At 70.8% G+C, this 25,196-nt stretch carries 22 protein-coding genes and 2 tRNA genes; 12 read left to right on the forward strand and 12 right to left on the reverse strand.

What is annotated here, in order from left to right; all coding sequences use genetic code 11:
• Positions 1-44: 44 nt before the first annotated feature.
• Positions 45-587 carry a PPA1309 family protein gene (locus PGH47_RS28195; protein ID WP_271665723.1) on the reverse strand — a complete coding sequence of 181 codons (543 nt, stop codon included), beginning with the start codon at positions 585-587 and terminating at the stop codon, positions 45-47.
• 166 nt (positions 588-753) lie between these two features.
• Here PGH47_RS28195 and PGH47_RS28200 point away from each other — a divergent pair, with 166 nt between their 5' ends.
• From PGH47_RS28200 to PGH47_RS28215, 4 genes are all read left to right on the forward strand, one after another.
• Entirely contained in the window at positions 754-3,711 is a 2,958-nt protein-coding gene (locus PGH47_RS28200) for a UPF0182 family membrane protein (RefSeq protein WP_271668174.1), read from the forward strand.
• A gap of 58 nt (positions 3,712-3,769) precedes the next feature.
• Positions 3,770-3,843: transfer RNA gene (locus PGH47_RS28205), tRNA-Met, on the forward strand.
• Positions 3,844-4,070: 227 nt separating this feature from the next.
• Positions 4,071-6,011, forward strand: coding sequence for a tetratricopeptide repeat protein (locus tag PGH47_RS28210; RefSeq protein ID WP_271665724.1), 1,941 nt, complete (start codon positions 4,071-4,073; stop codon positions 6,009-6,011).
• A 427-nt stretch (positions 6,012-6,438) separates the two neighbouring features.
• Positions 6,439-6,512, forward strand: a tRNA-Met gene (locus tag PGH47_RS28215).
• Between the two features lie 64 nt (positions 6,513-6,576).
• Here PGH47_RS28215 and PGH47_RS28220 read toward each other — a convergent pair.
• The 4 genes from PGH47_RS28220 to PGH47_RS28235 all read right to left on the reverse strand — a co-directional run bounded on the left by PGH47_RS28220 (position 6,577) and on the right by PGH47_RS28235 (position 9,977).
• Positions 6,577-7,722 carry an ABC transporter substrate-binding protein gene (locus tag PGH47_RS28220; protein ID WP_271665725.1) on the reverse strand — a complete coding sequence of 382 codons (1,146 nt, stop codon included), beginning with the start codon at positions 7,720-7,722 and terminating at the stop codon, positions 6,577-6,579.
• Positions 7,719-8,582 carry an ABC transporter permease gene (locus PGH47_RS28225; RefSeq protein WP_271665726.1) on the reverse strand — a complete coding sequence of 288 codons (864 nt, stop codon included), beginning with the start codon at positions 8,580-8,582 and terminating at the stop codon, positions 7,719-7,721. Before PGH47_RS28225 ends, PGH47_RS28220 begins: the two co-directional genes overlap by 4 nt.
• Positions 8,579-9,346: an ABC transporter ATP-binding protein gene (locus PGH47_RS28230; protein WP_271665727.1), complete on the reverse strand. Its 768-nt coding sequence runs from the start codon at positions 9,344-9,346 to the stop codon at positions 8,579-8,581. Before PGH47_RS28230 ends, PGH47_RS28225 begins: the two co-directional genes overlap by 4 nt.
• A 214-nt stretch (positions 9,347-9,560) precedes the next feature.
• A complete protein-coding gene (locus PGH47_RS28235) occupies positions 9,561-9,977 on the reverse strand; it encodes a Fur family transcriptional regulator (RefSeq protein ID WP_030949880.1) in 417 nt (138 codons plus the stop codon).
• A 151-nt stretch (positions 9,978-10,128) separates the two neighbouring features.
• Here PGH47_RS28235 and PGH47_RS28240 point away from each other — a divergent pair, with 151 nt between their 5' ends.
• Complete coding sequence (locus tag PGH47_RS28240) at positions 10,129-11,583, forward strand: catalase (protein WP_271665728.1); 1,455 nt, start codon at positions 10,129-10,131, stop codon at positions 11,581-11,583.
• A 70-nt stretch (positions 11,584-11,653) separates the two neighbouring features.
• Here PGH47_RS28240 and PGH47_RS28245 read toward each other — a convergent pair whose 3' ends face one another.
• Complete coding sequence (locus tag PGH47_RS28245; RefSeq protein WP_107903025.1) at positions 11,654-12,046, reverse strand: CBS domain-containing protein; 393 nt, start codon at positions 12,044-12,046, stop codon at positions 11,654-11,656.
• A 112-nt stretch (positions 12,047-12,158) separates the two neighbouring features.
• Positions 12,159-12,959 carry a histidinol-phosphatase gene (gene hisN / locus PGH47_RS28250; RefSeq protein WP_271665729.1) on the reverse strand — a complete coding sequence of 267 codons (801 nt, stop codon included), beginning with the start codon at positions 12,957-12,959 and terminating at the stop codon, positions 12,159-12,161.
• A gap of 248 nt (positions 12,960-13,207) precedes the next feature.
• On the opposite strand from hisN, the gene PGH47_RS28255 reads away from it, so the two are divergent.
• A complete protein-coding gene (locus PGH47_RS28255; protein WP_271665730.1) occupies positions 13,208-13,816 on the forward strand; it encodes a TetR/AcrR family transcriptional regulator in 609 nt (202 codons plus the stop codon).
• Between the two features lie 22 nt (positions 13,817-13,838).
• On the opposite strand, the gene PGH47_RS28260 is transcribed toward PGH47_RS28255, so the two are convergent.
• The 5 genes from PGH47_RS28260 to PGH47_RS28280 all read right to left on the reverse strand — a co-directional run bounded on the left by PGH47_RS28260 (position 13,839) and on the right by PGH47_RS28280 (position 20,629).
• Positions 13,839-14,162, reverse strand: coding sequence for a DMT family transporter (locus PGH47_RS28260; protein ID WP_030949867.1), 324 nt, complete (start codon positions 14,160-14,162; stop codon positions 13,839-13,841).
• Between the two features lie 122 nt (positions 14,163-14,284).
• Positions 14,285-15,295, reverse strand: a complete 1,011-nt coding sequence (gene rsgA, locus PGH47_RS28265) for a ribosome small subunit-dependent GTPase A (protein WP_271665731.1) — start codon at positions 15,293-15,295, stop codon at positions 14,285-14,287.
• Between the two features lie 10 nt (positions 15,296-15,305).
• Entirely contained in the window at positions 15,306-16,625 is a 1,320-nt protein-coding gene (aroA, locus tag PGH47_RS28270; RefSeq protein ID WP_271665732.1) for a 3-phosphoshikimate 1-carboxyvinyltransferase, read from the reverse strand.
• A gap of 125 nt (positions 16,626-16,750) precedes the next feature.
• Positions 16,751-17,473 (reverse strand): M50 family metallopeptidase, encoded by a 723-nt coding sequence (locus PGH47_RS28275; protein WP_107903015.1) that lies wholly within the window; start codon positions 17,471-17,473, stop codon positions 16,751-16,753.
• 156 nt (positions 17,474-17,629) lie between these two features.
• Complete coding sequence (locus PGH47_RS28280; protein ID WP_271665733.1) at positions 17,630-20,629, reverse strand: helix-turn-helix transcriptional regulator; 3,000 nt, start codon at positions 20,627-20,629, stop codon at positions 17,630-17,632.
• A 248-nt stretch (positions 20,630-20,877) separates the two neighbouring features.
• On the opposite strand from PGH47_RS28280, the gene PGH47_RS28285 reads away from it, so the two are divergent.
• The 6 genes from PGH47_RS28285 to rsrA all read left to right on the forward strand — a co-directional run bounded on the left by PGH47_RS28285 (position 20,878) and on the right by rsrA (position 25,113).
• A complete protein-coding gene (locus PGH47_RS28285) occupies positions 20,878-21,519 on the forward strand; it encodes a hypothetical protein (protein ID WP_271665734.1) in 642 nt (213 codons plus the stop codon).
• A gap of 46 nt (positions 21,520-21,565) precedes the next feature.
• Positions 21,566-22,321 carry a dienelactone hydrolase family protein gene (locus tag PGH47_RS28290; protein WP_271665735.1) on the forward strand — a complete coding sequence of 252 codons (756 nt, stop codon included), beginning with the start codon at positions 21,566-21,568 and terminating at the stop codon, positions 22,319-22,321.
• 75 nt (positions 22,322-22,396) lie between these two features.
• A complete protein-coding gene (locus tag PGH47_RS28295) occupies positions 22,397-23,212 on the forward strand; it encodes an SOS response-associated peptidase (RefSeq protein ID WP_271665736.1) in 816 nt (271 codons plus the stop codon).
• Positions 23,213-23,231: 19 nt separating this feature from the next.
• The gene (locus PGH47_RS28300) at positions 23,232-23,861 is read left to right on the forward strand and encodes an alpha/beta hydrolase family protein (RefSeq protein ID WP_271668175.1); all 630 of its coding nucleotides are present in this window, start codon (positions 23,232-23,234) and stop codon (positions 23,859-23,861) included.
• A gap of 257 nt (positions 23,862-24,118) precedes the next feature.
• Entirely contained in the window at positions 24,119-24,814 is a 696-nt protein-coding gene (gene sigR / locus PGH47_RS28305) for an RNA polymerase sigma factor SigR (RefSeq protein WP_126898287.1), read from the forward strand.
• A complete protein-coding gene (gene rsrA, locus PGH47_RS28310) occupies positions 24,811-25,113 on the forward strand; it encodes a mycothiol system anti-sigma-R factor (protein ID WP_107903001.1) in 303 nt (100 codons plus the stop codon). Before sigR ends, rsrA begins: the two co-directional genes overlap by 4 nt.
• The last annotated feature ends 83 nt before the right edge of the window (positions 25,114-25,196 follow it).

Raw genomic sequence — 25,196 nt, forward strand, 5'->3', positions numbered from 1 at the left:
GCCCCTCACACCGAGGGGCGCCCCCGTCGTCGTACCCGAAGACCTCAGTCCTCGAAGGTCGCCTTCAGCGCGTCCGCGAGGCCCGGCACCAGGTCCGGGCCGGTGAGGACCTCGGTCGGGGTGTCCTTCTCGCGCAGGCGCAGGGCCGACTCGCGGGTGCCGTCGCGCAGGACCGCGACCGTCATGCGGACCTCCTGACGGTCCGGGTGCTCCGCCACCCACTTCGCGAGCTTGGCGTCGCTCAGGCCCTGCGGAACCTGCGCCTCGGCGGACGGCGGCAGCATCAGGCGCTCCACCGTGAGCGCGCAGCCGGCCACCGCGTCGGGCCAGGCGATCGTGCCGAGGAACTCGTCGAGCTGCTTGCCCGTTGGCATTTCGTCCTGCTCGATCGGGGTCAGGCCGGAGGACTCCTCCTCGTCCCCCAGGCCGAGCTGGGCGGCGAGGCCGGGTTCCTGGACTCGCAGCCGTGCGGTGTCGACGAGGGCGAAAAGGCGGGCGGGCTGGTCCCAGCCGAGGCCGGAGGCGTACTCGTCGATCTCGAGAACGGCCCGGGTGAGAGGGTTCGCAGCCATGGGAGTGTTGGACATGGTCACAATCCTCTCTCGTTCCTGGCCGGAATCGGGAACCGAGTAAACGGTGAGTAAGTTGCATAGATGTGGGCCCACGATCACGGGGGGCCACGGAGGGTCCACGAAGACGCGGGCCTGACCCAGACCTACAGCGAACTTCGGGGTGCGAACCTTGGCTTTCCAGATGCCGGACCGCGGCGGAGGCCCGACCGGGCCACGGATCAGAGTGGGCCGACCGTCCCGGCGTGTCCGGACCCTGCTCATGACACTGGGCGTGCTCGCCGTCCTCGGCATGGCCTTCACCATGTTCGCGGGCTTCTGGACGGACTGGCTCTGGTACCGGTCGGTGAACTACTCCTCGGTGTTCACCACCACGCTGTGGACGAAGATCGGACTCTTCTTCGTCTTCGGTCTGTTGATGGCCCTCGCGGTCGGCTTCAACATCTGGCTCGCGCACCGGCTGCGCCCGCCGCTGAGCGCCATGTCGATGGAGCAGCAGAGCCTCGACCGCTACCGCATGGGCATCGCGCCGTACAAGAAGTGGCTGCTGCTCGCGATCACCGCGCTGGTCGGCCTGATCGCCGGCGCCTCCGCCTCCAGCCAGTGGCGGACCTGGCTGATGTGGGTCAATGGCGTCCCCTTCGGTGAGAAGGACCCCCAGTTCCACCTGGACGTCGGCTTCTACGCCTTCGACCTGCCCTGGTACCGGTTCCTGCTCGGCTTCGGCTTCGCCGCGGCGATCCTCTCCGTGATCGCCGCCGCGCTCACCCACTACCTGTACGGCGGGCTGCGGATCACCAGCCCGGGCGCGCGCGCCACGGCCGCCGCGACCGGTCATCTGTCGGTCCTCATCGGCATCTTCGTCGCCCTGAAGGCCGTCGCGTACTGGCTCGACCGGTACGGACTCGCCGTGAAGTCCAGCGACTTCAAGGCGACCGACAACTGGACCGGCCTCAGGTACGTCGACGCCAACGCCTATCTGCCGGCCAAGACGATCCTGTTCTGTATCGCCGTGATCTGCGCGCTGCTGTTCTTCGCCACCCTGTGGCGGCGCACCTGGCAGCTGCCGGTGATCGGCTTCGGCCTGATGGTGCTCTCCGCGATCCTCATCGGCGGTCTGTACCCGGCGATCGTGCAGAAGTTCCAGGTCCAGCCCAACGAGCAGGCCAAGGAAGCGCCGTACGTCGAGAAGAACCTCAAGGCGACGCGCGACGCGTACGGCATCGACGGCACGCAGGTCACCGAGTACCCCGGCACGAGCAAGACCGAGGACAAGACGAAGCTGCGCGACGACGTCGACGCCACGGCGAGCATCCGCATCCTGGACCCGAACATCGTCTCGCCCACGTTCCAGCAGCTCCAGCAGATCAGGAACTACTACGCGTTCCCGACCAACCTGGACGTCGACCGGTACGCCAAGGACGGCAAGGACCAGGACACCGTCATCGGTCTGCGTGAGATCAACCTCAACGGCATCCCGAAGCGGAACTGGATCAACGACCACTTCCGGTACACCCACGGCTACGGCGTGGTCGCCGCCGAGGGCACCAGCGCCGACTCCCAGGGCCGGCCGGACTTCACCGAGTCCGACCTGCCGTCCAAGGGTGACCTCGGGACGTACGAGCAGCGGGTCTACTACGGCGAGAAGACCACGATGTACTCGATCGTCGGCGGTCCCCAGAAGGAGATCGACTACTCCGACGACAGCGGTGAGAAGACCTACAGCTACAAGGCCGACAGCGGCGTAAGCCTCTCCAACCCGGTCAACCGGGCCGCGTACGCTGTGGCGTTCGGCGAGCCGCAGATCCTGTACTCGGGCGCGATCGGCGACGGTTCGCGCATCCTGTACAACCGCACGCCCAAGGAGCGCGTCGAGGCGGTCGCCCCGTGGCTGACCATCGACGGCGACGCCTACCCGGCGGTCGTGGACGGCCGTATCCAGTGGATCGTCGACGCGTACACGACGACGAACGGCTACCCGTACTCGTCCCGTACGACCCTCGGTGACACCACGGCCGACTCGCTGACCGCCACCAACGACAACCGCGCGGTGGTGGCCCAGCAGAACCAGGTCAACTACATCCGCAACTCGGTGAAGGCGACCGTCGACGCCTACACCGGTGAGGTCAAGCTCTACCAGTGGGACACCAAGGACCCGGTCCTGAAGACCTGGATGAAGGCCTTCCCGGGCACCGTGGAGTCCAAGAGCAAGATCTCCAAGGCTCTGATGGATCATCTGCGTTACCCGCAGGATCTGTTCAAGGTCCAGCGCGAGCTGCTCACCCGCTACCACGTGAAGGACGCCACGACGTTCCTCAGCGGCAGCGAGGTCTGGCAGGTGCCGGACGACCCGACCAACAAGTCGGGCAGTGCCACACCGCCGTACTACCTGAGCATGAAGATGCCCGACCAGGCGGCGCAGGCGTTCTCGCTGACGACGACGTTCACACCGAACGGCCGGGACAACCTCAGTGGCTTCATGGCGGTCGACGCCGAAGCGGGCACCAGCGACTACGGCAAGATCAGAATTCTGAAACTGCCGACCAACACCACCGTCAACGGCCCCAGTCAGGTCCAGAGCCAGTTCAACTCCGAACAGGACATCGCCGAGACCATCAGGCTGCTCAGAGGCGGCGACTCCGAGGTCGAGTACGGCAACCTGCTCGCGGTGCCACTGGACGGCGGACTGCTGTATGTGGAGCCGGTCTACGTACGCGGTGGCGGACTCAAGTACCCGTTGCTGCGCAAGGTGCTGGTCTCCTACGGCGGCAACACCGCCTTCGAGGACACGCTCGACGAGGCCCTGAGCAAGGTCTTCGGAGCGGAGGGCGCGACCACCCAGCCACCGGACGAGGGTGATGAGGACGGTGGCGGTACGACACCTCCGCCGACGTCCAGCAACCCCACGGTCCAGGACGCGCTCGACGACGCCCAGAAGGCCTTCGAGTCCGGCCAGGACGCCCTGAAGAAGGGTGACTGGGAGGCGTACGGCAAGGCGCAGAAGGACCTGGAGGACGCGCTCAGGCGGGCCGAGGACGCGCAGTCGCAGCCGGACAGGACCGGCGGCGGCGCGGGCAGTGGCGGTGAGAGCGCGAGCCCGAGTTCGAGTCCCAAACCGAGCGGCAGTCCCACCGGCACCTAGGGACGCCAGGTTGATCGAATAGCCCACCCCGCGCCGTGATACGGTTGCTTCACAACGGCGCGGGGTGGAGCAGCTCGGTAGCTCGCTGGGCTCATAACCCAGAGGTCGCAGGTTCAAATCCTGTCCCCGCTACTGAAGTCGGCGAACATTTCGTACGACAGCGAAGGCCCGGATCCTCCAAGGATCCGGGCCTTCGTGGTGTGCGAACGCATGTGCCGGGGGCCGGGACGCTCGTGCCGCCGTGGGGAGTTGGGAGAACTGTGTTTGACTTGTCTCTCTGTGGGCATGTCGACAAAACGCTGAAGTGACCTTACGGGCTGCGGTATACCAGGTGTACCCGGGTTGCAGGTGGTGCGACGATGGACGTTATGGGGGACAAGGCAACTCTGTTGGAGACAGGGCGGTTTGTGCAGCCTGCCGACTTTGTGCAGTCGACGGGCGAATTGGTGCAGCCGGAGCACGATGCCTCGCGTCCGACGGACGGTGCCTCGCAGCCGGTGGCCGAACTCGTACGACCGGAGGCCGACTTCGCCGTCGACCGGCCGGCGGACCAGGACGAGACGGGGGAGGCCGCCGAGGAGGCCCGGCAGCTGCTCGCCGCGGAGACCGGTGACGTCGAGGCGATGAGCGTACTCGGGGCCATGCTGCTGCGTCGCGGCGACCTCGACGGAGCCGAGCCGCACCTGAGGGCCGCGACCGCGGCGGGGGACCGGGCGGCCGCGAACAATCTGGGAGTGCTGCTGCACCAGCGCGGCTACGCCGACGAGGCCGCCGGGTGGTGGCGGATCGCCGCCGTCGCCGGTTCGGCCGCGGCCGCGCACGCGCTGGGGCGCCATCACCGTGAGCGGGGCGACGAGCCCGCCGCCGAGTACTGGCTGCGGCAGTCCGCCGAGCAGGGGCACACGCTGGGCGCGTACGCGCTCGCCGATCTGCTGGAGCACCGCAGCGACTCCAGGGCCGAGCAGTGGATGCGGGTCGCCGCGGAGCGCGGGCACCGTGAGGCGGCGTACCGGCTGGCGCGTGCGCTCGACCGGCAGGTGACGCGGACGGGCGAGGACGGCGCCGACAACGGTGTCGAGCCGGACGCGGCCGTGCTGGACGAGGTCGAACAGTGGTACCGGCAGGCCGCGGCGCGTGGGCACCGCAGGGCCGCGCTGCACCTCGGGGCGATCCTGGAGAAGCGTGGGGAGCTCAAGGAGGCCGGGCGCTGGTACCTGACGTCCGCCAAGGACGGTGAGGCGCGGGCCGCCTGCGCGCTCGGGTTCCTGCTGCGGGACGCCGGGGACACCGAGAGCGCCGCCGTGTGGTGGCTGCGGGCCGCGCAGGACGGCGACGGCAACGCCGCGAACGCGCTGGGCGCGCTGCACGCCGAGCGCGGTGAGACGCAGACCGCCGAGCGGTGGTACCGGGCCGCGATGGACGCCGGTGACGTCAACGGCGCGTACAACCTCGGGCTGCTCTGCGCTGAGCAGACGCGTACCGCGCAGGCCGAGCAGTGGTACCGGCGGGCGGCTTACGCCGGGCATCGCGAGGCGGCGAACGCGCTGGCGATCCTGCTGCTCCAGGTCGGCGACACGACGGGTGCCGAACCGTGGTTCTCCAAGGCCGCGGAGGCGGGGAGCGTGGACGCCGCGTTCAACCTGGGGATCCTGTACGCCGGGCGGGGCGAGGAGCGGGCCGCGCTGCGGTGGTACGAGCGGGCGGCTGCCGCCGGGCACACCGAGGCGGCGCTCCAGGTCGGGATCGCGCGGCTGCGGGACGGGGACGAGCCGGCCGCGGAGCGGCATCTGCGGTGTGCGGCCGGGGGTGGCAGTGCGGAGGGGGCCTATCGTTTGGCGACCGTGCTGGATGCCCGGCGGCCGCCGGAGCCGGCGCATGAGCTGGGCGAGCCGGTGCGTGAGAAGGCCGAGTGCGAGGAGTGGTACGAGCGGGCTGCCTCGCAGGGGCATCGGCGGGCGCAGGTGCGGGTCGGGATGCTGGCCGCGGCTCGGGGGGACGTGGTGGAGGCGGCTCGGTGGTACCGGGCGGCCGCGGAGGCAGGGTCGCGCAACGGTGCGTTCAATCTGGGGCTGCTGCTGGCCAGGGAGGGCAGTGAGCCCGAGGCCGCGGTGTGGTGGACGCGGGCGGCTGACGCCGGGCACGGGCGGTCGGCTTTGCGGCTCGCCCTGGTCTACGCGCGTCGCGGTGAGCTTGCGGAGGGGCAGCGGTGGGCCGACCGGGCGGTGAGTCTGGGGCCGGCGGAGGTCGCCGAGCGGGCGGCGCGGTTGCGGGACGCTCTGCGGGAGGAGCTGTCTGCTTGAGGGGGCCGGTGAGGGTCGTGCCGGGTGCGGGGTGTTGTGGCCGGCGCCTTGGGTCTCGCCCCCGCCGCCCCTACCCGTACCTCCCCCCAAGCTCTCGGCTTCGCTCGAGCAGGGGGACCCCCATCCAGGGGCGCTGCCCCTTCGACCCCGGACTGCTTCTGGGGCTGCCGCCCCAGACCCCGCTTCGGCCTGAACGGCCTCGTCCTCAAACGCCGGACGGGCTGGGAGGGGGCGGGCCGCCGCTGAAAGGCGAGCGGGAAGCAGGGCGGCACGAAGGGCCGCGTGAAGAAAAGCGGTCCCGTGCTGAAACGCGAGCGGTGAGGGGGAGCCGGCCGGTGCCGAAAGGTGCTGGTCAGCCCCCCGCCCCCGCCGTCCGCCAAGCGATTTGCCTCTGCTCGCGGTGTTGACGTAATGTTGCATTCACCGACGCGGGGTGGAGCAGCTCGGTAGCTCGCTGGGCTCATAACCCAGAGGTCGCAGGTTCAAATCCTGTCCCCGCTACTGAAGGCCTAGGGCCGGGATCCATATGGATCCCGGCCCTAGGTGTTTTTGCGGGCCAGGCATGTCAGGGCCGGTGGCCTACCGCCTCCTCGTACAGGGCTCGGTTGACCGTTCGGGACTCCGGCAAGGGGGATCCCTCTGCCACGCCCTGGGCCTTGTACGCCGACTGGAGGCGGGTCGTCGTGCCGGAGCGGATCTCCCAGTCCATGAGCAGGGACGGGGTGGATTCGAGGACGGACTCCTCCGCCTTGAGGAGTTTCGCCAGGTATGTGACGAAGGTCGCATCTTGCTTGTAGTCCGAGGCGAAGTACGAGTTCAGCGTGCGGATGTAGGCCCTCAGGAGGGCCACTCCGGCGTCCACGTCGTCCTGGAGGAGCGAGGGGCCGTAGAGCATGCCGCCCAGGGGCTCGCCCCGCGGCTGGCCGCCGAGGAAGGCGTACCCCTGCTCGCCGTCCACCTTGCGCCAGACCGGGTCCAGGAGCCACGCGGAGTCGACGCCGCCGTTCTGGAGGGCCGTGAGGACGTCGGCCGAGCCGAGTTGCTGGTACTGGATGTCGGCAAGGCCGCCGCCGTGCTTCTCCAGCGCCTTCTCCATCGGGTAAGCGATGACCGACCCCTTGCCGATCATCGTGCCCATCCTGCGGCCGGCCATCGCCACCTGGCTCGCGCTCTCCCCCTCCTTCAGGCGCACCCACAGGCCGCTCTTCGACTTCGGCGCCGGTGAGAAGTTCCCGGCGACCCACTTGATGTCGAAGCCGCCCTTGACGCCGTTCATGACGGCCGCCTCCGGGGCCGCCCACAGCGCGTCGATGTCGCCCTTCGCGAGCAGGGGCAGCGCGTCCGGGGTCGGCAGGACCTTCAGCGTGACGTCGAGGCCCTCTTTCTTGAACTCCCCCTTGTCGAGCGCCACTTGCAGCGGAGCGACGTACTCCGCACTCAGCGTCCCCGTCGCGATCGTCAGCTTGCGGGGCTCGGACAGCGGCTGCGGGGAAGGTGCGCCGGGCAGACAGCGGGCCGGTGTGCGGGTGGGGGAGAGGTCCTCGGGGTCCGTCCACGCCTTCGTGCCGCAGCCCTCGACCGGGCGGATCGTGCGGTCGCCGGCGGCGGCCTTCGACGAAGAGTCCGACTCGTACGGGGACGAGCACGCCGCCGACGCCAGCAGGGCCCCCGCGGCGAGGAGGACGCCGTACACATGTGGCCTTCCTCTCATGACTGGCCCCTTCCTCGGTCTCTCGGTGCCCAGGGTGTGAGCAGGCGGCCGGCGAAGCGGATCAGTTCGGAGAACAGGACTCCGAGGATCGCGACGCAGACGATGCCGACGAACATGACGTCGTTCTGGAACAGCGCGCGCGAGTCGAAGATCAGATGGCCCAGGCCGTTCGTCGCGGCGATCTGCTCCGACGCGACGATGACCAGCACCGCCACACCCGCCGCGATGCGCGCGCCCACCAGGACGGAGGGGAGCGAGGCGGGCAGCAGGACATGGCGGAACATCTGCCATCGCGAGGCGCCGAAGACCTGGCCGGCGTCACGGTGGCCGGACGGGATGGACATCACCGCCGACATGGTCGAGATCCACACGAAGAAGAACACCGTCGCCGCCACCAGGGCCACCTGCGGGCCCTCACCCAGGCCGAACATGTTCAGGAAGACCGGCAGCAGGGCCAGCTTCGGTACGACGTACAGGGCGTCCAGCAGCGGCTCCAGCGCCGCGCGTACCAGGGACAGGGAGCCCATGAGCAGGCCCAGGGCGTAGCCCGCCGCCGTGCCGACCGCGTATCCGGCGAGGACCCGCTTCAGGGTCGCCCACACGTCCGGCCACAGTTCGCCGGCCGCGGCCCGGTCCCAGCCGTCGGCGAGGATCGTGGACGGGGCCGGGTAGACACGGTCGTCGATCCAGGCCCGGGTCGCGGCCAGCTGCCACAGCAGGAGCAGCGCGACGGGCACGGCGAGCGCCAGCGACAGCTCCAGTGCGCGCCTGCGGCGGTGGGTGCGGGTGGGGTGGAGTTCGCGCGGGCCCGGGCGGCGGACCAGGACCGACTCGGCGGGCGGCTTCGTGAGCGTCGTCATGCCGGCACGGCCTCCTTCCGCAGCAGGTCCCACAGTTCGCTCTTCAGGGCGGTGAACTCGGGCGTCGCTCGGATCTCGCCGGTGCGCGGACGCGGGAAGGGCGGGCGGTGCTCGGCGATGATCCGGCCCGGCCGGGCGGACATGACCAGGACACGGTCGCCGAGGACGATGGCCTCCTCCAGGCTGTGCGTGATGAAGAGCGTGGTCGTCCTCAAGGACTGGGTGATGTCCAGGAGTTCGTCCTGGAGGATCGTCCGCAGCTGGGCGTCGAGCGCGGCGAAGGGCTCGTCCATCAGCAGGATCTCGGGCTCCACGGCGAGCGCTCGGGCGATCGCCACGCGCTGGCGCATCCCGCCGGAGAGGGCCGCCGGGTAGGCGTCCGCGAAGTCCGACAGGCCCATGCGGGACAGCCAGTCGTCGGCGCGGGCGTTCGCCTCGCGGCGCGGGACGCGCTGGATGTCCAGGCCGAAGCGGACGTTGGCGCGGACGGACTTCCAGTCGTAGATGCCGTAGTCCTGGAAGATCATCGCCGCCGGTCGCGGGCTCGTGGCACGGATCTCCAGGGTGCCGGTGCTGGGGCGGAGCAGGCCCGCGGCGATGCGCAGCAGGGTCGACTTGCCGCAGCCGGAGGGGCCGACGACACAGACGAACTCGCCGTGGGCGACGGTCAGATCGAGGGGGCCGAGGGCGTCGACCGTGCGGGGGGTTCGGCCGAAGGTGCGGGTCAGGTCGTTGGCGCTGAGTTTGGGGTACGGCTCTCCCACTTCTGTCTCCTTGCGGAGTGCGGTACGGACGTGTGGGTGCCGTCGACGATATGACGACCCGTCAGATTCCGGAACCCCGCCTGCAACCCGGCCCGCACCCGGCTCGCCCGCACCCTGTCCGCCCGCACCCGGCCCTCCCGTAATCCCACCCCGCGCCCCGGGCAGCACAAAGCCCCGGCACTCGTCGGTGCCGGGGCTCGGAGAAGGTGGCGGGCTAGGCCTTCGCGCAGTTCGGGCAGATGCCGCGGTACGTCACCTCGACGTCCGAGACCGTGAAGCCGAAGCGCTCGGAGGCGGGGAGGTCGGCCATCGGGTTGCCCGTGGGGTGGACGTCCCGGATGGAGCCGCACTGGGCGCAGACCAGGTGGTGGTGGGGCCGGTGGGCGTTCGGGTCGTACCGCTTGGCGCGCTTGTCGGTGGAGACCTCGAGGACCTCGCCGAGGGTGACCAGCTCGCCCAGCGTGTTGTAGACGGTCGCCCGGGAGATCTCGGGCAGCTTGGCGACGGCCCGCGCGTGCACCTCGTCCGCCGTCAGGTGGACGTGATCGCCGGCGAGAACCTCGGCCACGACACGGCGCTGCGCGGTCATCCGCCATCCGCGTCCGCGCAGCCGTTCCAGAAGGTCACTCATGCAGACACCTTAACAGAGAAGGACCAGGTTCCGAATGGGTGTGACTTTGGAGGTCAGCTTGACTTAGACAATGTCCAAGATAGGATCGAGATCGTCTTTGGCCAATGGACAGGAGTGGCCGGAGTTGCTCGAAACGACGCAGGAGGCGCACGTGACCCAGGGACCGCTCACGACGGAGGCCGGAGCTCCGGTCGCCGACAACCAGAACAGCGAGACCGCGGGCATCGGCGGCCCGGTCCTCGTCCAGGACCAGCTCCTGCTGGAGAAGCTCGCCCACTTCAACCGGGAGCGCATCCCGGAGCGTGTGGTGCATGCGCGCGGCGCCGGCGCCTACGGCACCTTCACGGTGACCGCCGATGTCAGCCGGTACACGCGCGCCGCCTTCCTCTCCGAGGTCGGCAAGCAGACGGAGACGTTCCTGCGCTTCTCGACGGTGGCCGGCAACCTCGGTGCGGCGGACGCCGTCCGTGACCCGCGCGGCTGGGCGCTGAAGTTCTACACCGAGGAGGGCAACTACGACCTCGTCGGCAACAACACCCCGGTGTTCTTCATCAAGGACGCCATCAAGTTCCCGGACTTCATCCACACCCAGAAGCGCGACCCGTACACGGGCTCGACCGAGCCGGACAACGTCTGGGACTTCTGGAGCCTGAGCCCCGAGTCGACGCACCAGGTGACCTGGCTGTTCGGCGACCGCGGCATCCCGGCGTCGTACCGCCACATGAACGGCTACGGCTCGCACACCTACCAGTGGAACAACGAGGCCGGCGAGGTCTTCTGGGTCAAGTACCACTTCAAGACCGACCAGGGCATCAGGAACCTCACCCAGGAGGAGGCCAACCGGCTCGCCGGTGAGGACCCCGACTCCCACCAGCGCGACCTGCGTCAGGCCATCGAGCGAGGGGAGTTCCCGAGCTGGACCGTGCAGGTGCAGATCATGCCGGCGGCGGACGCGGCGACGTACCGGTTCAACCCGTTCGACCTCACCAAGGTGTGGCCGCACGAGGACTACCCGCCGATCGAGATCGGCAGGCTGGAGCTCAACCGCAACCCGCACAACGTCTTCGCCGAGGTCGAGCAGTCGATCTTCTCCCCGGCGCACTTCGTGCCCGGCATCGGCCCCTCCCCGGACAAGATGCTCCAGGGCCGCCTCTTCGCCTACGGCGACGCCCACCGCTACCGCGTCGGCATCAACGCCGACCACCTGCCGGTGAACCGCCCGCACGCCACCGAGGCGCGCACCAGCTCCCGTGACGGCTTCCTGTACGACGGCCGTCATGGCGGTGCGAAGAACTACGAGCCGAACAGCTTCGGCGGCCCGGCCCAGACGGACCGTCCGCTGTGGCAGCCGTTCACCGGCTTCACCGCCGGCACCGGTAGCCACGAGGCCCCCGCGCACGCGCAGGACAACGACTTCGTGCAGGCGGGCGACCTGTACCGCCTGATGTCGGAGGACGAGAAGGAGCGGCTGATCGCCAACCTGGCGGGCGCCATGGCGCCGGTCTCGCGCCAGGACATCGTCGAGCGGGCGATCGACAACTTCCGCCGTGCGGACGACGACTTCGGCAAGCGGCTGGAGGCCGCGGTCCAGGCCCTGCGCGGCTGACACCAGCACTGGATCGCCTGCCGTGGCGGACGGGCCGGGTTCCCTCGGGGACCCGGCCCGTCGGGCGTGCTCAGGCGGGCACGTGCTGTCGTACGGGTGCCCAGCAGCGGATGATGTCGCGGACCGAGACGATGCCGACGGGCTCGCCGCGGTCCAGGACGATCAGATGCCGGAAGCCGCCGTGCGCCATGGCGCGGGCCGCCTCCTCCAGGGTCCAGGCCGGGGCGGCGAACACGACGTCGGTGGTGGTGTGGTCATGGGCGCGTTCGGCGTCCGGGCTCTGGCCGAGGCCGACGGAGATCAGGATGTCGCGTTCGGTGAGGATGCCGATGCCGCCCGCGTCCGGGTCGTGGACCACGGCCGCGCCGACTCGGCGGGTGGACATGAGTGCGGCTGCCTGGCGAAGGGTGTGGGTGGGGCCGATGGTGAGGACCACGGTGCTCATGGCGTCACGTACGAGCATGGATGGAGCCACCTCCTGAAGTGCCCCCGCACCGATTGTTCATGGATTCACAAATTCACAAGTGGGGGGACTCTCAGAGTGACAGGTAAAGAGGGGGTCAACAAGGGGGCGCTCAGTAGCGCTCGTTGAGGTACCCCAGCAGCTCGTCGTGGAGCAGGCCGTTCGAGGCGGCCGCGTTGCCGCTGTGCGGGCCGGGGCGGCCGTCGAGGCCTGTGAAGGAGCCGCCCGCCTCCGTCACGATGATCGCGTTGGCGGCCATGTCCCACAGGGACAGCTCGGGCTCGGCGCAGATGTCCACCGAACCCTCGGCGACCATCATGTACGGCCAGAAGTCGCCGTACGCGCGCGTGCGCCACACCTCGCGCGTGAGATCGAGGAAACCGTTCAGCTTGCCCTGCTCCTCCCAGCCGCCGAGCGAGGAGTACGCGAACGAGGCGTCCGTCAGTTTCGAGACCTGCGAGACCCGCAGCCGGGACGCCGAGGACAGGCTGCGGCCGGCGAAGGCGCCGTGCCCCTTGGCGGCCCACCAGCGCCGGCCGAGCGCGGGTGCGGACACGAGGCCGACGACCGGCTGGAACCCGCCCTCCACGGCCTCCATCAGCGAGATGAGGGTCGCCCAGACCGGGACGCCGCGCACGTAGTTCTTGGTGCCGTCGATCGGATCGATGACCCAGCGGCGGGGCCCGGTGCCCTCGACGCCGTACTCCTCGCCGAGGATCGCGTCTCTCGGACGGGCCCGCTGCAACTGGCTCCGGATCAGCTCCTCGGCGCCCTTGTCCGCCTCACTCACGGGCGTCATGTCCGGCTTCGTCTCGACCTTGAGGTCGAGGGCCTTGAATCGGTCCATGGTGGTGGCGTCGGCGGCGTCGGCGAGGACGTGGGCGAGGCGAAGATCGTCGAGGTAGTCCGGCATGGGACGAACGCTATCTGCCGTGGTCGGGCTGGGGCTACTAGGCCGGGGGCTCATGGGCGGGTTGCCCACGGTTGGCGGGGTGCCGACGTGCATACGATCGGTGCGCGCGACCCGCGACCGCCCGCTCGGGCCTCGAACACCCGCGCACCCCGGCCGAATGGCGCCCCCGCACGCCTTCGCGAACCCTTGACAGTGACGCTGTGCGCGTCAAATCTGGGCGCAGAGCCGCTCGTCTCCGGGAGGCGATGATGCCTGCAGCGCGGGAATCCCTGCTGGACTCCGCTTACACGGCGCTGGCGCGCCGGCCGTGGTCCGCCGTGCGGATGGTGGACGTGGCCGCGGCGGCCGGAGTGTCCCGGCAGACGCTGTACAACGAGTTCGGCAGCAAGGAAGGGCTCGCGCGTGCCCTGGTGCGCAGGGAGGCCGACGGCTACCTCGCCGGCGTCGACCGAGCCCTCGCCACCCCGAGCGACGCCCGCGACCGACTCACGGCCGCCGCGGAGTGGACCGCCGGCCTCGCCCGGGACAACGCCCTGGTGCGGGCCATGCTCACCGGCTGCTGGAGCGATCGCCTGCCCTCGCCGACCCTGTCCGCCGTCCCGTCCTCCTCGGCGGTACCGGCGCAGCGCCGCGCCGACGGCCCCCTGCCGTCACCCGGCGACTTCGTGGCCATCGTGCGCGACCGCGCCGTGGTCGTCCTGACCGGGCCCGGCACCGCCAAGCCCGACACCGCCGAGCTCGCCCGCTCCTGCGAACTCGTCGTGCGGCTGGCCCTGTCCTGTGTCGCCGCCCCGCCCGGCGAAGGAGGCGTCTCCGACCTCGTACGCAGCGCGCTGTACCGGCAGTTGCCGGGCTGAACCGGCGTGGCCGGTACGGGTCTCAGTGCGCCGATCCGGACAGCTGGAGGCCGATGACGCCCACGATCACCAGCGTGATCGACAGGATCTTCAACGTCGACACCAGATCCCCGAGGAAGATCATCCCGTAGATCGCCGTGCCCGCCGCGCCGATCCCCGTCCACACCGCGTACGCGGGCCCCACGTCGAGCTTCCTGAGCGAGATCGTCAGCAACCCGAAGCTGCCGAGGGCGAAGATGCAGAAGGCGACGGTCGGCCAGAGCCGGGTGAACCCGTGCGACAGTTTCAGACAGACGGCGAAGCCGGTTTCGAGCAGCCCCGCCACGATGACCAGCAGCCACGCCATGTGCTGTCCTCCCGTATCCCCACGTACTGTGACCGCTTCGTCAGGCTTGGATCCGGCTCGGTGCGATTATGCCTTTACCGGACTCACAGCAAGACAAACAACGCGAAGGTCAACCGCCTTCCTCAGTCGCCTTCCGTGCGTTCACGCGTGGCCAGCAACCGTCGCAGCGAGTAGAGCCGCGCGGGATCGGCGTGACCCTGTGCGACCCAGTCGTCCAGCGCGCAGTCCGGTTCGTCATGACTGCACGCACGCGGACAGCCCTCGGTTCCCGATTCCAGGTCGGGAAACGCGTGGATCACACGCGAGGGATCGACGTGCGCCAGGCCGAACGAACGCACCCCGGGGGTGTCGATCACCCAGCCCTCCATCTCCGGCAACGGCAGCGCAAGCGCCGACGTCGTCGTGTGCCGGCCGCGTCCCGTCACCGCGTTCACATGTCCTGTCGAACGCTGCCGGTCCTGCGCCACCAGCGCGTTCACCAGTGTCGTCTTGCCGACTCCCGAGTGCCCGACGAACGCCGTGACGCGGCCGCCCAGTTGTTCGCGCACCCGGTCCGCGGCGCCCCCGGTCTCCAGTTCCTCCCGGCTGGTGACGACATACGGGATGTCCAACGCTCCGTACAGCTCCAGGATTTCGTCCGGTGATGCCAGGTCCGACTTGGTCAGCACCAGCAGCGGTTCGAGGCCTCCGTCGAACGCCGCGACCAGACAGCGGTCGATCAGCCGGGGCCGCGGCTCGGGGTCGGCGAGGGCGGTGACGATGGCGAGTTGGTCGGCGTTGGCGACCACCACCCGCTCGAACGGATCGTCGTCGTCGGCGGTGCGGCGGAGCACCGATTCGCGCTCCTCGATCCGCACGATGCGCGCGAGCGTGTCCTTCTTGCCTGACAGGTCGCCGACCAGTGCCACCCGGTCCCCGACCACCGCGGCCTTGCGGCCGAGTTCGCGTGCCTTCATCGCCATCACGACGCGGCCGTCGACGAGGCAGGTCAGCCGTCCCCGGTCGACGGTGAGGACCATGCCCTCGGCGGCGTCCTCGTGCTTTGGGCGGATGTTCGACCGGGGCCGGGTGTTCCGGCGGCCGGGGCGGGTGCGGATGTCGTCCTCGTCGGTGTGCTTGCCGTAGCGGCGCATGGCGGTGTCCCTACGCCCCGAGCATCCCGGTCCACAGCTCCGGGAAGTCCGGCAGGGTCTTCGCCGTCGTCGCCACGTTCTCGATCCGCACTCCCTCGACCGCGAGGCCGATGATCGCGCCGGCGGTCGCCATGCGATGGTCCTCGTAGGTGTGGAAGACGCCGCCGTGCAGCCGGCGCGGGGTGATGTGCAGGCCGTCGGCGGTCTCGGTCACGTCACCGCCGAGTTCGTTGATCTCCTTGGTGAGCGCGGCCAGGCGGTCCGTCTCGTGCAGCCGCAGGTGCGCGACCCCGCGCAGCGTGGAGGGGGAGTCCGCGAGGGCCGCCACGGCCGCGATGCCCGGTGTGAGTTCGCCGACCTCGCTCAGGTCCACGTCGATGCCGTGGATCGCACCCGAACCGGTGAACACGAGCCCGTACTCGGTGAGTTCGCAGGAACCGCCCATCTCGGTGAAGATCTCGCGCAGCCGGTCACCGGGCTGCGTGGTGCGGGCCGGCCAGTCCGGTACGAGGACCTTGCCGCCGGTCACCAGCGCGGCGGCCAGGAACGGCTGGGCGTTGGACAGGTCCGGCTCGATGGTCAGGTCGCGGCCGAGCAGAGCGCCAGGCGTGACCCGCCAGACGTTGGGCTCGCCGCCCGACTCCGGGGTGTCGACCTGGGCACCGACGGCCCGCAGCATGTCGACGGTCATCCGGATGTGCGGCATGGACGGCAGCGAGGAGCCGATGTGCCGGACCTCGACGCCCTGGTTGAAACGCGGGCCCGACAGCAGCAGGGCCGAAACGAACTGGGAGGACGACGAGGCGTCGATCTCCACCGTGCCGCCCTCCAGCGCACCCCCGCCGTGGACGGTGAGCGGCAGCGCGCCCCGGCCGTCGTCGTCGATCCGGGCACCGAGGGCGCGCAGGGCGTCGATCACGCCGTGCAGGGGACGCTCGTAGGACCTGGGGTCGCCGTCGAAGCGGACGGGGCCGTCGGCCAGCGCGGCGACCGGCGGCAGGAAGCGCATGACCGTGCCGGCGTTGCCGACGTCGACCGTGGCCGGGCCGCGCAGGCCCGCGGGGAGCACCCGCCAGGCCTCGCCGGTGCCCTCGGGGCCGACGCCCTCCTCGATGCCGACGCCCATGGTGCGCAGGGCACCGGCCATCAGCAGGGTGTCGCGGGAACGCAGCGGGCGGCGCAGCCAGCCGGGCTCGCTCGCCAGGGCGGCGAGGACGAGGGCGCGGTTGGTGACCGACTTGGACCCCGGCACGTGGACCGTCGCGTCGACGGGTCCGCTCGCGTGGGGGGCGGGCCAGAGGGCGGTGTGTGCGGCGGGGTTTTGGGCCATGGGTTCACTTTATAAGGAGCGTGTGGTTCGGGTGCGGCACCGTTGGGGCTGGTCGCGCGCACGCGGCGGAGCCGCACATCGATACAGGTCCCGCGCCCCTGGAGACGCTGCCCCTCCGGGGCGCGTCACAGCTCCAGCAACCACCTTCCCCCGCCTATCAGCGAGCACAGCGACACCGCGTGGAACAGGAACAGCCACAGGCCCGCCGGCACATGCGTCAGCCGGGACAGCTGGTCCGCGTCCGAGTCGCCCGCGCCGCCCCGCGACCTCTTCGCCTGCAGTTCGAAGGCGGGCCGCACTCCGCCCACAAGGAGGAACCAGACCACGGTGTACGCGAACGCCGCCTGGACCTGGGGTCCCGCGAGCCACGAGACCACCACGAACGTGCCGCCCGTGAGGAACACCGTCAGGGCGCCGTACGCGTTGCGGATCATCACCAGCATCGCCACCAGCAGGGCCGTCGCCAGCCACAGCAGCAGGGTGATCCGGCCGGTGGCCAGCAGCGCGGCGCCGCCCAGGCCCAGCAGCGGGGGAGCCGTATAGCCCGCCGCCGCGGTGAGGATCATGCCGATGCCGTGCGGCTTGCCCCGGCTGACCGTGAGGCCGCTGGTGTCGGAGTGCAGGCGTATGCCGGTCAGCGTCCGGCCGGTCAGCAGCGCGACCAGGCCGTGGCCGCCCTCGTGGGCGATGGTGATGGCGTTGCGCGAGAGGCGCCACAGGCCGTGCGGGACGACCACGACGAGCGCGACGACCAGTGTGGCGATCACCACCCACAGATCCGGGTCGGGCTGGGTACCGGAGACCTCGTCCCAGAGGGAGGCGAGCGAGGCGGATGCGGTGCTGTCCATGTAAGGCTTTGGCTCCCTTGGGGTCGGACGGAATCTGGCAGTGTGGCACGCGTGCGTGGGCGTTGGCTGAGACGCCGGCCAGGCAGCGATCGTTCCTGGGCGCCGAACGCGCAGGTCACGGCGTTGGGAGTCGGCAACGATCCGAGAAGTACGGGGTCACTGCCCGTCGGTGTACCGGCGGGCCAGGGCGATCAGGGCGGCCCGGCCGCTCCGGTCCGTGCGGTTCCTGAGACTCGCGAGGTGTTTCTCGACGGTCCGCGGCGAGAGGAAGAGGTGCTCGGCGATCTCCTGGTTGCCGAGCCCCCGGCCGAGCAGGCGCAGCACCTCGTACTCCCGCGCGGTCACCCCCGCCCGCCGCAGCTCCTGCGGAATCGTGCCGTGCCCCTGGCGGCGGCGGGAAACGGGCGAGCCCGACTCCCGCAGCAGGGCGCGGCAGGCCGCCGCCACCCGTGTCGTGCCCCGGTCGTGGAAGAACTGCTCGGCGGCGGACAGCCACTCGACGGGGTGCCCCCAGCCGTCGGCGAGCGCCGCGGAGGCGCCAAGACGCAGACACAGGTGACGGGCCAGGGGTATGGCGTCGGTCCCGGCCAGTGCCTCCTCGGCCGCCTTGGCCGCCTCTCCGGCCCGGCCCTCGCGGCCCAGCAGCACGGCTCGGGACCAGCCCGCGAAGGGCCGGTCCCAGTGGACCTGACTGAGCCGGTCAGCGACCGCCCCGTCCAGCTCCGCCCAGCCGGCCGCGCCCCGCACGGTGCGCAGGAGCAGGTACGGGCCCAGGAAACCGGTGACCCCGCGGGTGCTGGGCAGTGCGCGCATGGCCCGGTCCGCCTCGGTGAACTCGGCCAGCGCACGGTCGGGCTCCTCCCGCAGCAGGGAGCAGATGCCCTGGGCCCAGCCCCACACCGAGGTGTCGGCGTAGCCCCAGAGCGCTCCGGCGCTCCGCCCGGCCAACGCGCCCTCCATGGCGTGCAGCGCGGCCCGGAGCTTCTCCCGCTCTCCTCGGGAGGCGGCGATGATGGCGTCCACTCCGACGCCGATCAGCTGAACCTCCCCCAGCCGCAGTCTGCGGGCCGTCGTCCGCAGCCGTCCGGCGGCCTCCAGCGCCTGGTCCTGCTCGTCGCGCAGCACATGGGCCTGCGCCAGATGCATGTCGGCCCAGGCCGTCATGAGCACGGCACCGGTCTCCTCGGCCGCCCTCCGCGCGGCCAGCAGCCGATCGGTCCCGGTGATCCGGATCCGGTCCAGTACGCCGAGTTCCAGCAGGCCGCGTATCCGCCAGACCGGCAGCGCATGGGCGTCGGCCGTGGCCACCAGGCGTTCGAAGACCTTCTCCGTCTCGGCCAGGTCCAGGGGCCGCAGGCAGTACCCCAGCATGTTCAGCGCCTTGCAGCTCACCTCCGGCAGCCCGACCGCCTCCGCGGTCGCCACGGCCCCTTCGGCCAGGGCCCTGGCGCTCTCCAGCCGGTCCGGGCGCTGCGAGTTGAGCACCAGGTGCGCGGCGACCGAGTCCAGGGCGGCGCGGGACGCCGGGTCCGGCTCGGCTCCGAGCAGCTCCCGTGCCCGCCGTACGGAGGTCAGGCCCGCCTCCCACTGCTGCGCGGTGGCCGCGGCCCTGGCCCGGATCAGGAAACCCGCGGCGCGGCGGGCGGGCGGCGCGCCCCACACGGTCAGCACACGGTCCAGCCGGTCGCCGAGTTCCGGTACGCGCCGGACGTCGCCCGTCAGGACGAGCGTCCCCAGGAGCTCCTCCAGCAGCCCGGCCACGGCCTCGGGCGGGGCGTCCGCCGCGTCGGCGGTCAGTTCCAGGCCCCGGTCGAGGAGTTCCACGGCGGTCAGCAGAGCGCCCCGCAGGACCGCCTGCCGGCCCGCCCTGGTGAGCAGCACGGCCGCCCGTGCCCGCTGCCCGCCGGTGACGCACAGCTCGGCGGCCAGGCGGTACAGGTCGTCGCCCGGGTCACCGCCGATCAGGCCGTCGGTCTCCCCGGCCCGCCCGGCGCCCCGCGGCAGCGGCCCCGTCGCGTCGGCGGACTCGATCGCGTCGGCGGCGGCGAGGCAGAGCGCCGCGCGCTCCGCGGGCAGCAGCCGGTGGGTGATGGCGTCGGCGGTCAGGGCGTGCCGGAAGGAGTGCCAGCCGGGCTCCTCCGCGGTCGCGCCGTCGGTGACCAGATGGGCGTGTGCCGCCTGCCGCAGCCGGCGGAGTGCCGTCGGCCGGTCGATCCCGGCGACGCGGGCGGCGATGTCCACGGGGAAGCGCCTGCCCAGAACGGCAGCGGCTTCCAGAAGGGCGACGCCGGGCGGGCCCAGGCGGTCCACGCGCTGCAGTACGGCGGCGGCGACCGTCGCGGGCACACCGGAGTCCAGCGAGCCGGTCACCGCCCAGCCGTCGCCCCGCCGCCGGACGAGGCTGCCGCTGTCGACCATGGCGGTCAGCAGCTCCTCCACGACGAAGGGCACGCCCTCGGAGACGGCGTGCAGCCGGTCCAGTACGGCTTCCGGCACCTGGCCCGCGTCGTCGTGGCCCAGACAGCGGGCCGCCAGTTCCGCGGTGTGCGCGGGGCCGAGCCCGGCGAGGCGCAGGGTACGGGCCGTACGGCGGGACGCGGCGGCCTCGGCGAGGTCGAGCGCGGGACCGGGCCCACCGCGCAGGGTGGCCAGCAGGACGGCCCGCCGGCCGGGAAGGTTGTCCGTGAGGTAGTCGACGATGGTGAGCGTGTCGGCGTCCGCGTCGTGCAGGTCCTCCAGCACCAGGACACAGCCGCCGGAGCGTCCGAGGCTCTCCAGGAGTCGCAGTACCGCCTCGGCGTAGCCCACCAGCGGCGCACCGTCCTGCGGCGCCAGCCCGCACAGCCGCGACAGGAGCGGTTCGTAGGGGCCAAGGTCTCCGTCCCCGGGTGCCCCTTCGCCACGCAGTCCGGAGAACACGGCCTCCGCGAGCGGCCGCAGCGGCACCGCGCGCCCGGCCGACGCGGCCCGCCCGCGCAGCACCCGGAATCCGGAGCCGATGGCGGCGGCAGCGGTCTCCTCGACGAGGCGTGACTTGCCGATGCCCGGCTCGCCCAGCACGAACACGGACGAGCCCCGCCCCTCGCCCGCCGATGCGACCGCCGCGGTCAGAAGGTCCCGCTCCGGTTCTCTGCCGACCAGTGCCGATGACGACAACGACGACACTCAGGCCCCCTGCGCCCTTTTCCGGGATGTCCCCGCCGGTCCCCGTCGAATACTCCTTCGAGCGCGTACAGCGTAGTACCCACAAGTCACAGGGGCCGCACAACTACATGGGGGCTCTTCCCCGATGTACGCGGTGGCCGGCGGGCGGCACGCTTTCCTCCAGCAGGGCACGGGGGACAGGGCATGACTCGGGGGACATGCCCTGCCTGCTGTTCTTTCTTCGATCGGGGGTTGCCGACATGTCTTCAACGCCGCGTGGCGTCGGATGGATCACCGCCGGGCTTCTGGGCGTGGCGCTGTGCGGGTGCTCGTCGCTCACCGCCGGTACGGGAGGGGATTCCGGCGGATCGTCGTCGACGGGCTCGGCGGCGGACGGCCCGGACGTACCGGCGTTCGCCGGGGACCTGGAGCGGGTGTGCACGGAGGGGCTCGGCTTCTCGGGGCTGCCCGCCTACGACCGTACGAAGAAGGCCGTGCACCCGGCGATGCTCATGAACAGGTCCGGTGACGACTGGTCGCAGTCCGAGCCGTCCGCCGGCGACTACCCCAAGGGCTGGTTCCTCGGCTACTCGGCCAAGCCGGCCAGTGCCGAGCTGGTCGTCTGCGTCGAGCGCACCAAGGCGACCGCGACCGGCAAGGTGTGCGACATGGAGGGCGACGGCGGCAAGCCGTTCAAGGTGCGCACGTACAACACCTCGTACCTCCTGAAGGTCGTCGAGGCGCGCACCGGCAAGGAGCTGTACCGGCACACGGGGGAGGCCAGGTCCGACGAGTGCCCGGTGTACATGCTCACCTCGAAGGGCGAGGACGCGGACAAGTACTACAACGAGGTGCGGCCCAAGGACTTCCGCAAGAACGTCCGGCCCTTCATCGCGCCGTAGGCTGCACCACGGCCGTCCCGTCCACGCCCCTCCCGCGGAGGACCGCATGCCCGTCACGACCACCACCGTCGACCTCACCGGGCTCAGCGCCGCCCGCGGCGGCTCCCGTCGGCTCACCGGCCACCTCACCCGGCCCGCCGGGCCGGGCCCCTGGCCCGGTGTCGTCGTGGTGCACGAGGCGCTGGGCGTCAATGACGTGATGCACCGTCAGACGGACCGACTGGCGAGCGCCGGATACCTCGTCCTGATGCCGGACCTGTTCACCGACGGAGGGGCCGTCCGCTGCCTGGTGCCGACCTTCCGGGCGGCCCTGTCCGGACAGGGCCGTGCCTTCCGGGACATCGAGGCGGCCCGCACCCGCCTCGCCCAGGATCCCGACTGCACCGGGCGGATCGGCATCATCGGCTTCTGCATGGGCGGCTCCTTCGCCCTCCTCGCCCTGAGCGACGGCGAGTTCGACGCCGCCTCCGTCAACTACGGCCGTCCGCCCAAGGATCTCGACAAGGCACTCGACGGCGCCTGCCCCGTCGTCGCGAGCTACGGAGCCCGCGACCGCACGCTGCCCGGCGTGGCCCCCAGGCTGGAGGCGGCGCTCGACCGGCTCGGCGTCGTCCACGACGTCGAGGAGTACCCGGAGGCCGGGCACTCCTTCCTCAACGACTCCGAGGTCGGACCGCGCGCCCTGCGTCCGCTGATGCGTGTCGCCGGGATCGGGCCGCACCCGGAGTCCGCCGTCGACGCCTGGCGGCGCATCGACGACTTCTTCGCCGCACACCTCACAGCGGACGGCCGCAAGGGCTGACCGACGGCGGAGTGCCGTGGCCCGTGCGGAAGCGGTCTGCCACCCTTGGACGTCAGCTCGGAGGGGTGATTGCAGATGTGCGGACGGTATGCGGCCAGTCGTGGGCCCGAGGATCTCGCGGGAATCTTCGAGATCGAGAAGTGGGAGCCCGAGGAGACGCTCGAAGCGGACTACAACGTGGCTCCGACCAAGGAGGTCCACGTCGTCCTCGACCGCCCACTGAAGGACGCGGACGACCCGCGGCCGGTCCGGCAGCTGCGCAAGCTGAAGTGGGGACTGGTGCCCAGCTGGTCCAAGACCCCCGAGAGCGCCTTCAAGATGATCAACGCGCGCGCGGAGACGGTGCACGAGAAGCCGTCCTACCGGCGGGCGTTCACCTCCCGGCGCTGCATCATCCCCGCCGACGGCTACTACGAGTGGGTCACCGGCAAGCAGGAGCGGGACCTGGAGGTCGAGGGGAAGCGGAAACGACCCCGCAAGCAGCCGTACTTCGTGCTGCCCGCCGACGGCTCGGTGTTCGCGATGGCCGGGCTGTACGAGTTCTGGCGGGACTCCACACTGCCCGACGAGCACCCGCAGGCCTGGTGGGTCACCTGCTCGGTCATCACCACGGAGGCCGAGACGACCCCGCTGGCCGTCGCGCCCGAGGAGGGCCCGCACACGCTCGCCGAGATCCACCCCCGAATGCCGCTGATGCTGACCCCGGACCGGTGGGACGCCTGGCTGGACCCCTCCCGCAAGGACCCCGAGGAACTGCGCACGCTGCTCACCCCGCCGCCCGTCGGACTGATGCGCGCCTACCCCGTCTCCACGCTGGTCAGCAACGTCCGCAACAACGGCCCGGAGCTGCTGAAGGAGCTGGACGGCCCGGAAGAGGGCACACTTTTCTGACGTGACGACCGAGTCTGATGTGACGACCGAGATCATCGGTACGGATGCGGGGGACGCCCGCATCACCTGGCACCGTGCGAAGAAGGCACGGCTGGTGCTGGCCGCGAGCCACGGCGCCGGAGGCGGCATCGGGGCGCGTGACCTCGTGGCACTCGCCGAGGTCCTGCCCGCCCACGGCGTGACCGTCGCCCTCGTCGAGCAGCCCTGGCGGGTGGCCGGCAAGAAGGTGGCGCCCGCGCCGAAGACGCTGGACGTCGGCTGGCGGGGCGTGTGGCCGGCGCTCGCCGCACCCGGGCTGCCCGTGATCTCCGGCGGCCGCAGCGCCGGCGCCCGTGTCGCCTGCCGTACGGCCGTCGAACTCGGGGTGCACGCCGTGCTCGCCCTCAGCTTCCCCCTGCACCCGCCCGGCAGGCCCGAGAAGTCCCGCGCCGAGGAACTGCTCGGCGCCGGGGTGCCCACCCTCGTCGTCCAGGGCGGCAACGACCCCTTCGGCAGCCCCGAGGAGTTCCCGGCCGGTGACTACGAGCTGGTCGAGGTGCCGTACGGCGATCACGGGTTCGCCGTGGCCAAGCGGGCGCCCCTCGGCCAGGACGAGGCCGTGGCGATCGTCACGGACGCGGCTCTGAAGTGGGCAGGGTCACTGGGGTAAAGCTTCGGGAATGTTGCGGACCCGGCCTTGGTTGTGGCGGACACGGGTGCTGAAGCACCAGCGCCGACGTCGTGGGAGAGGAAGTCCGCCGCATGGGTTCGACCCACTGCCAGAGCCGCAGCAGCCGCGCCGACCTGGACTGGACGGTGCTGCACGCGGCCAAGACCGCTCCTATTCGAGGGGCGGCGGGTACGGCAGGTCGTCTATCCTCCGATTCAGGTGGGACCGGTTTCGGCCCTGCCCGCAATCTTGAGGAGGTGGGTCCGGTTCCCGGTACCGACGCAGGGACCGACAACGGCCAGGCGGAGCAGCCCGAGGGCCAGGGCACGGGCGTGGACACGTCCGCGGAGTCGACCGCCGAGCGCAGCGCGCGCTTCGAGCGGGACGCACTCGAATTCCTCGACCAGATGTACTCGGCCGCACTGCGCATGACGCGCAACCCGGCCGACGCGGAGGACCTGGTGCAGGAGACGTACGCCAAGGCGTACGCGTCCTTCCACCAGTTCCGCGAGGGCACCAACCTCAAGGCGTGGCTGTACCGGATCCTCACCAACACCTTCATCAACTCGTACCGCAAGAAGCAGCGCGAACCCCAGCGCTCCGCGGCCGAGGAGATCGAGGACTGGCAGCTCGCGCGCGCCGAGTCGCACATGTCGACGGGCCTTCGCTCCGCGGAGTCACAGGCACTCGACCATCTGCCGGACTCGGACGTGAAGGAAGCACTCCAGGCCATCCCCGAGGAATTCCGAATCGCCGTGTATCTGGCCGACGTCGAGGGCTTTGCGTACAAGGAGATCGCGGACATCATGGGGACACCCATCGGTACGGTGATGTCCCGGCTGCACCGGGGCCGCCGTCAACTGCGCGGCATGCTCGAGGACTACGCCCGCGAGCGCGGGCTGGTCCCGGCCGGCGCCGGAGAGTCGAACGAAGCGAAAGGCTCGGGCTCATGAGCTGCGGAGAGCCGCACGAGACGGACTGCTCTGAGGTACTCGATCATCTCTACGAGTTTCTCGACAGCGAGATGCCGGACGTCGACCGCGACAAGTTCAAGCAGCACTTCACGGAGTGCTCGCCGTGCCTGGAGAAGTACGGGCTCGAAGAGGCCGTGAAGAAGCTGGTCAAGCGGTGCTGCGGACATGACGACGTGCCCACCGACCTGCGTGCCAAGGTCCTCGGACGGCTCGACCTGATCCGTTCCGGACAGGCCGTGCCCGAGCACGACGTCACGGCAGCGCCACAGGAATCCTGAACGCACGCCCGTCACTCGAACGTGCTAATCCCCCGGTCGTAGGACCGTGAACCTCCCTCGCCGCCCTAGGCTCCCTGCCTGAA

Source organism: Streptomyces sp. HUAS 31 (assembly GCF_028198125.1).
Lineage (GTDB): Bacteria > Actinomycetota > Actinomycetes > Streptomycetales > Streptomycetaceae > Streptomyces > Streptomyces chartreusis.

Excerpts from the sequence above, each read along its gene's own strand:
- aroA (WP_271665732.1), bottom strand. The coding sequence starts at position 16,625 with ATGGCCCAAAACCCCGCCGCACACACCGCCCTCTGGCCCGCCCCCCAC.
- PGH47_RS28235 (WP_030949880.1), bottom strand. The coding sequence starts at position 9,977 with ATGAGTGACCTTCTGGAACGGCTGCGCGGACGCGGATGGCGGATGACC.
- PGH47_RS28245 (WP_107903025.1), bottom strand. The coding sequence starts at position 12,046 with ATGCTCGTACGTGACGCCATGAGCACCGTGGTCCTCACCATCGGCCCC.
- rsrA (WP_107903001.1), top strand. The coding sequence starts at position 24,811 with ATGAGCTGCGGAGAGCCGCACGAGACGGACTGCTCTGAGGTACTCGAT.
- PGH47_RS28295 (WP_271665736.1), top strand. The coding sequence starts at position 22,397 with ATGTGCGGACGGTATGCGGCCAGTCGTGGGCCCGAGGATCTCGCGGGA.
- PGH47_RS28200 (WP_271668174.1), top strand. The coding sequence starts at position 754 with ATGCCGGACCGCGGCGGAGGCCCGACCGGGCCACGGATCAGAGTGGGC.
- PGH47_RS28210 (WP_271665724.1), top strand. The coding sequence starts at position 4,071 with ATGGACGTTATGGGGGACAAGGCAACTCTGTTGGAGACAGGGCGGTTT.
- PGH47_RS28290 (WP_271665735.1), top strand. The coding sequence starts at position 21,566 with ATGCCCGTCACGACCACCACCGTCGACCTCACCGGGCTCAGCGCCGCC.
- PGH47_RS28255 (WP_271665730.1), top strand. The coding sequence starts at position 13,208 with ATGCCTGCAGCGCGGGAATCCCTGCTGGACTCCGCTTACACGGCGCTG.
- PGH47_RS28275 (WP_107903015.1), bottom strand. The coding sequence starts at position 17,473 with ATGGACAGCACCGCATCCGCCTCGCTCGCCTCCCTCTGGGACGAGGTC.
- PGH47_RS28195 (WP_271665723.1), bottom strand. The coding sequence starts at position 587 with ATGTCCAACACTCCCATGGCTGCGAACCCTCTCACCCGGGCCGTTCTC.
- rsgA (WP_271665731.1), bottom strand. The coding sequence starts at position 15,295 with ATGCGCCGCTACGGCAAGCACACCGACGAGGACGACATCCGCACCCGC.
- PGH47_RS28225 (WP_271665726.1), bottom strand. The coding sequence starts at position 8,582 with ATGACGACGCTCACGAAGCCGCCCGCCGAGTCGGTCCTGGTCCGCCGC.
- PGH47_RS28260 (WP_030949867.1), bottom strand. The coding sequence starts at position 14,162 with ATGGCGTGGCTGCTGGTCATCGTGGCGGGGCTGCTCGAAACCGGCTTC.
- PGH47_RS28285 (WP_271665734.1), top strand. The coding sequence starts at position 20,878 with ATGTCTTCAACGCCGCGTGGCGTCGGATGGATCACCGCCGGGCTTCTG.
- PGH47_RS28220 (WP_271665725.1), bottom strand. The coding sequence starts at position 7,722 with ATGAGAGGAAGGCCACATGTGTACGGCGTCCTCCTCGCCGCGGGGGCC.
- hisN (WP_271665729.1), bottom strand. The coding sequence starts at position 12,959 with ATGCCGGACTACCTCGACGATCTTCGCCTCGCCCACGTCCTCGCCGAC.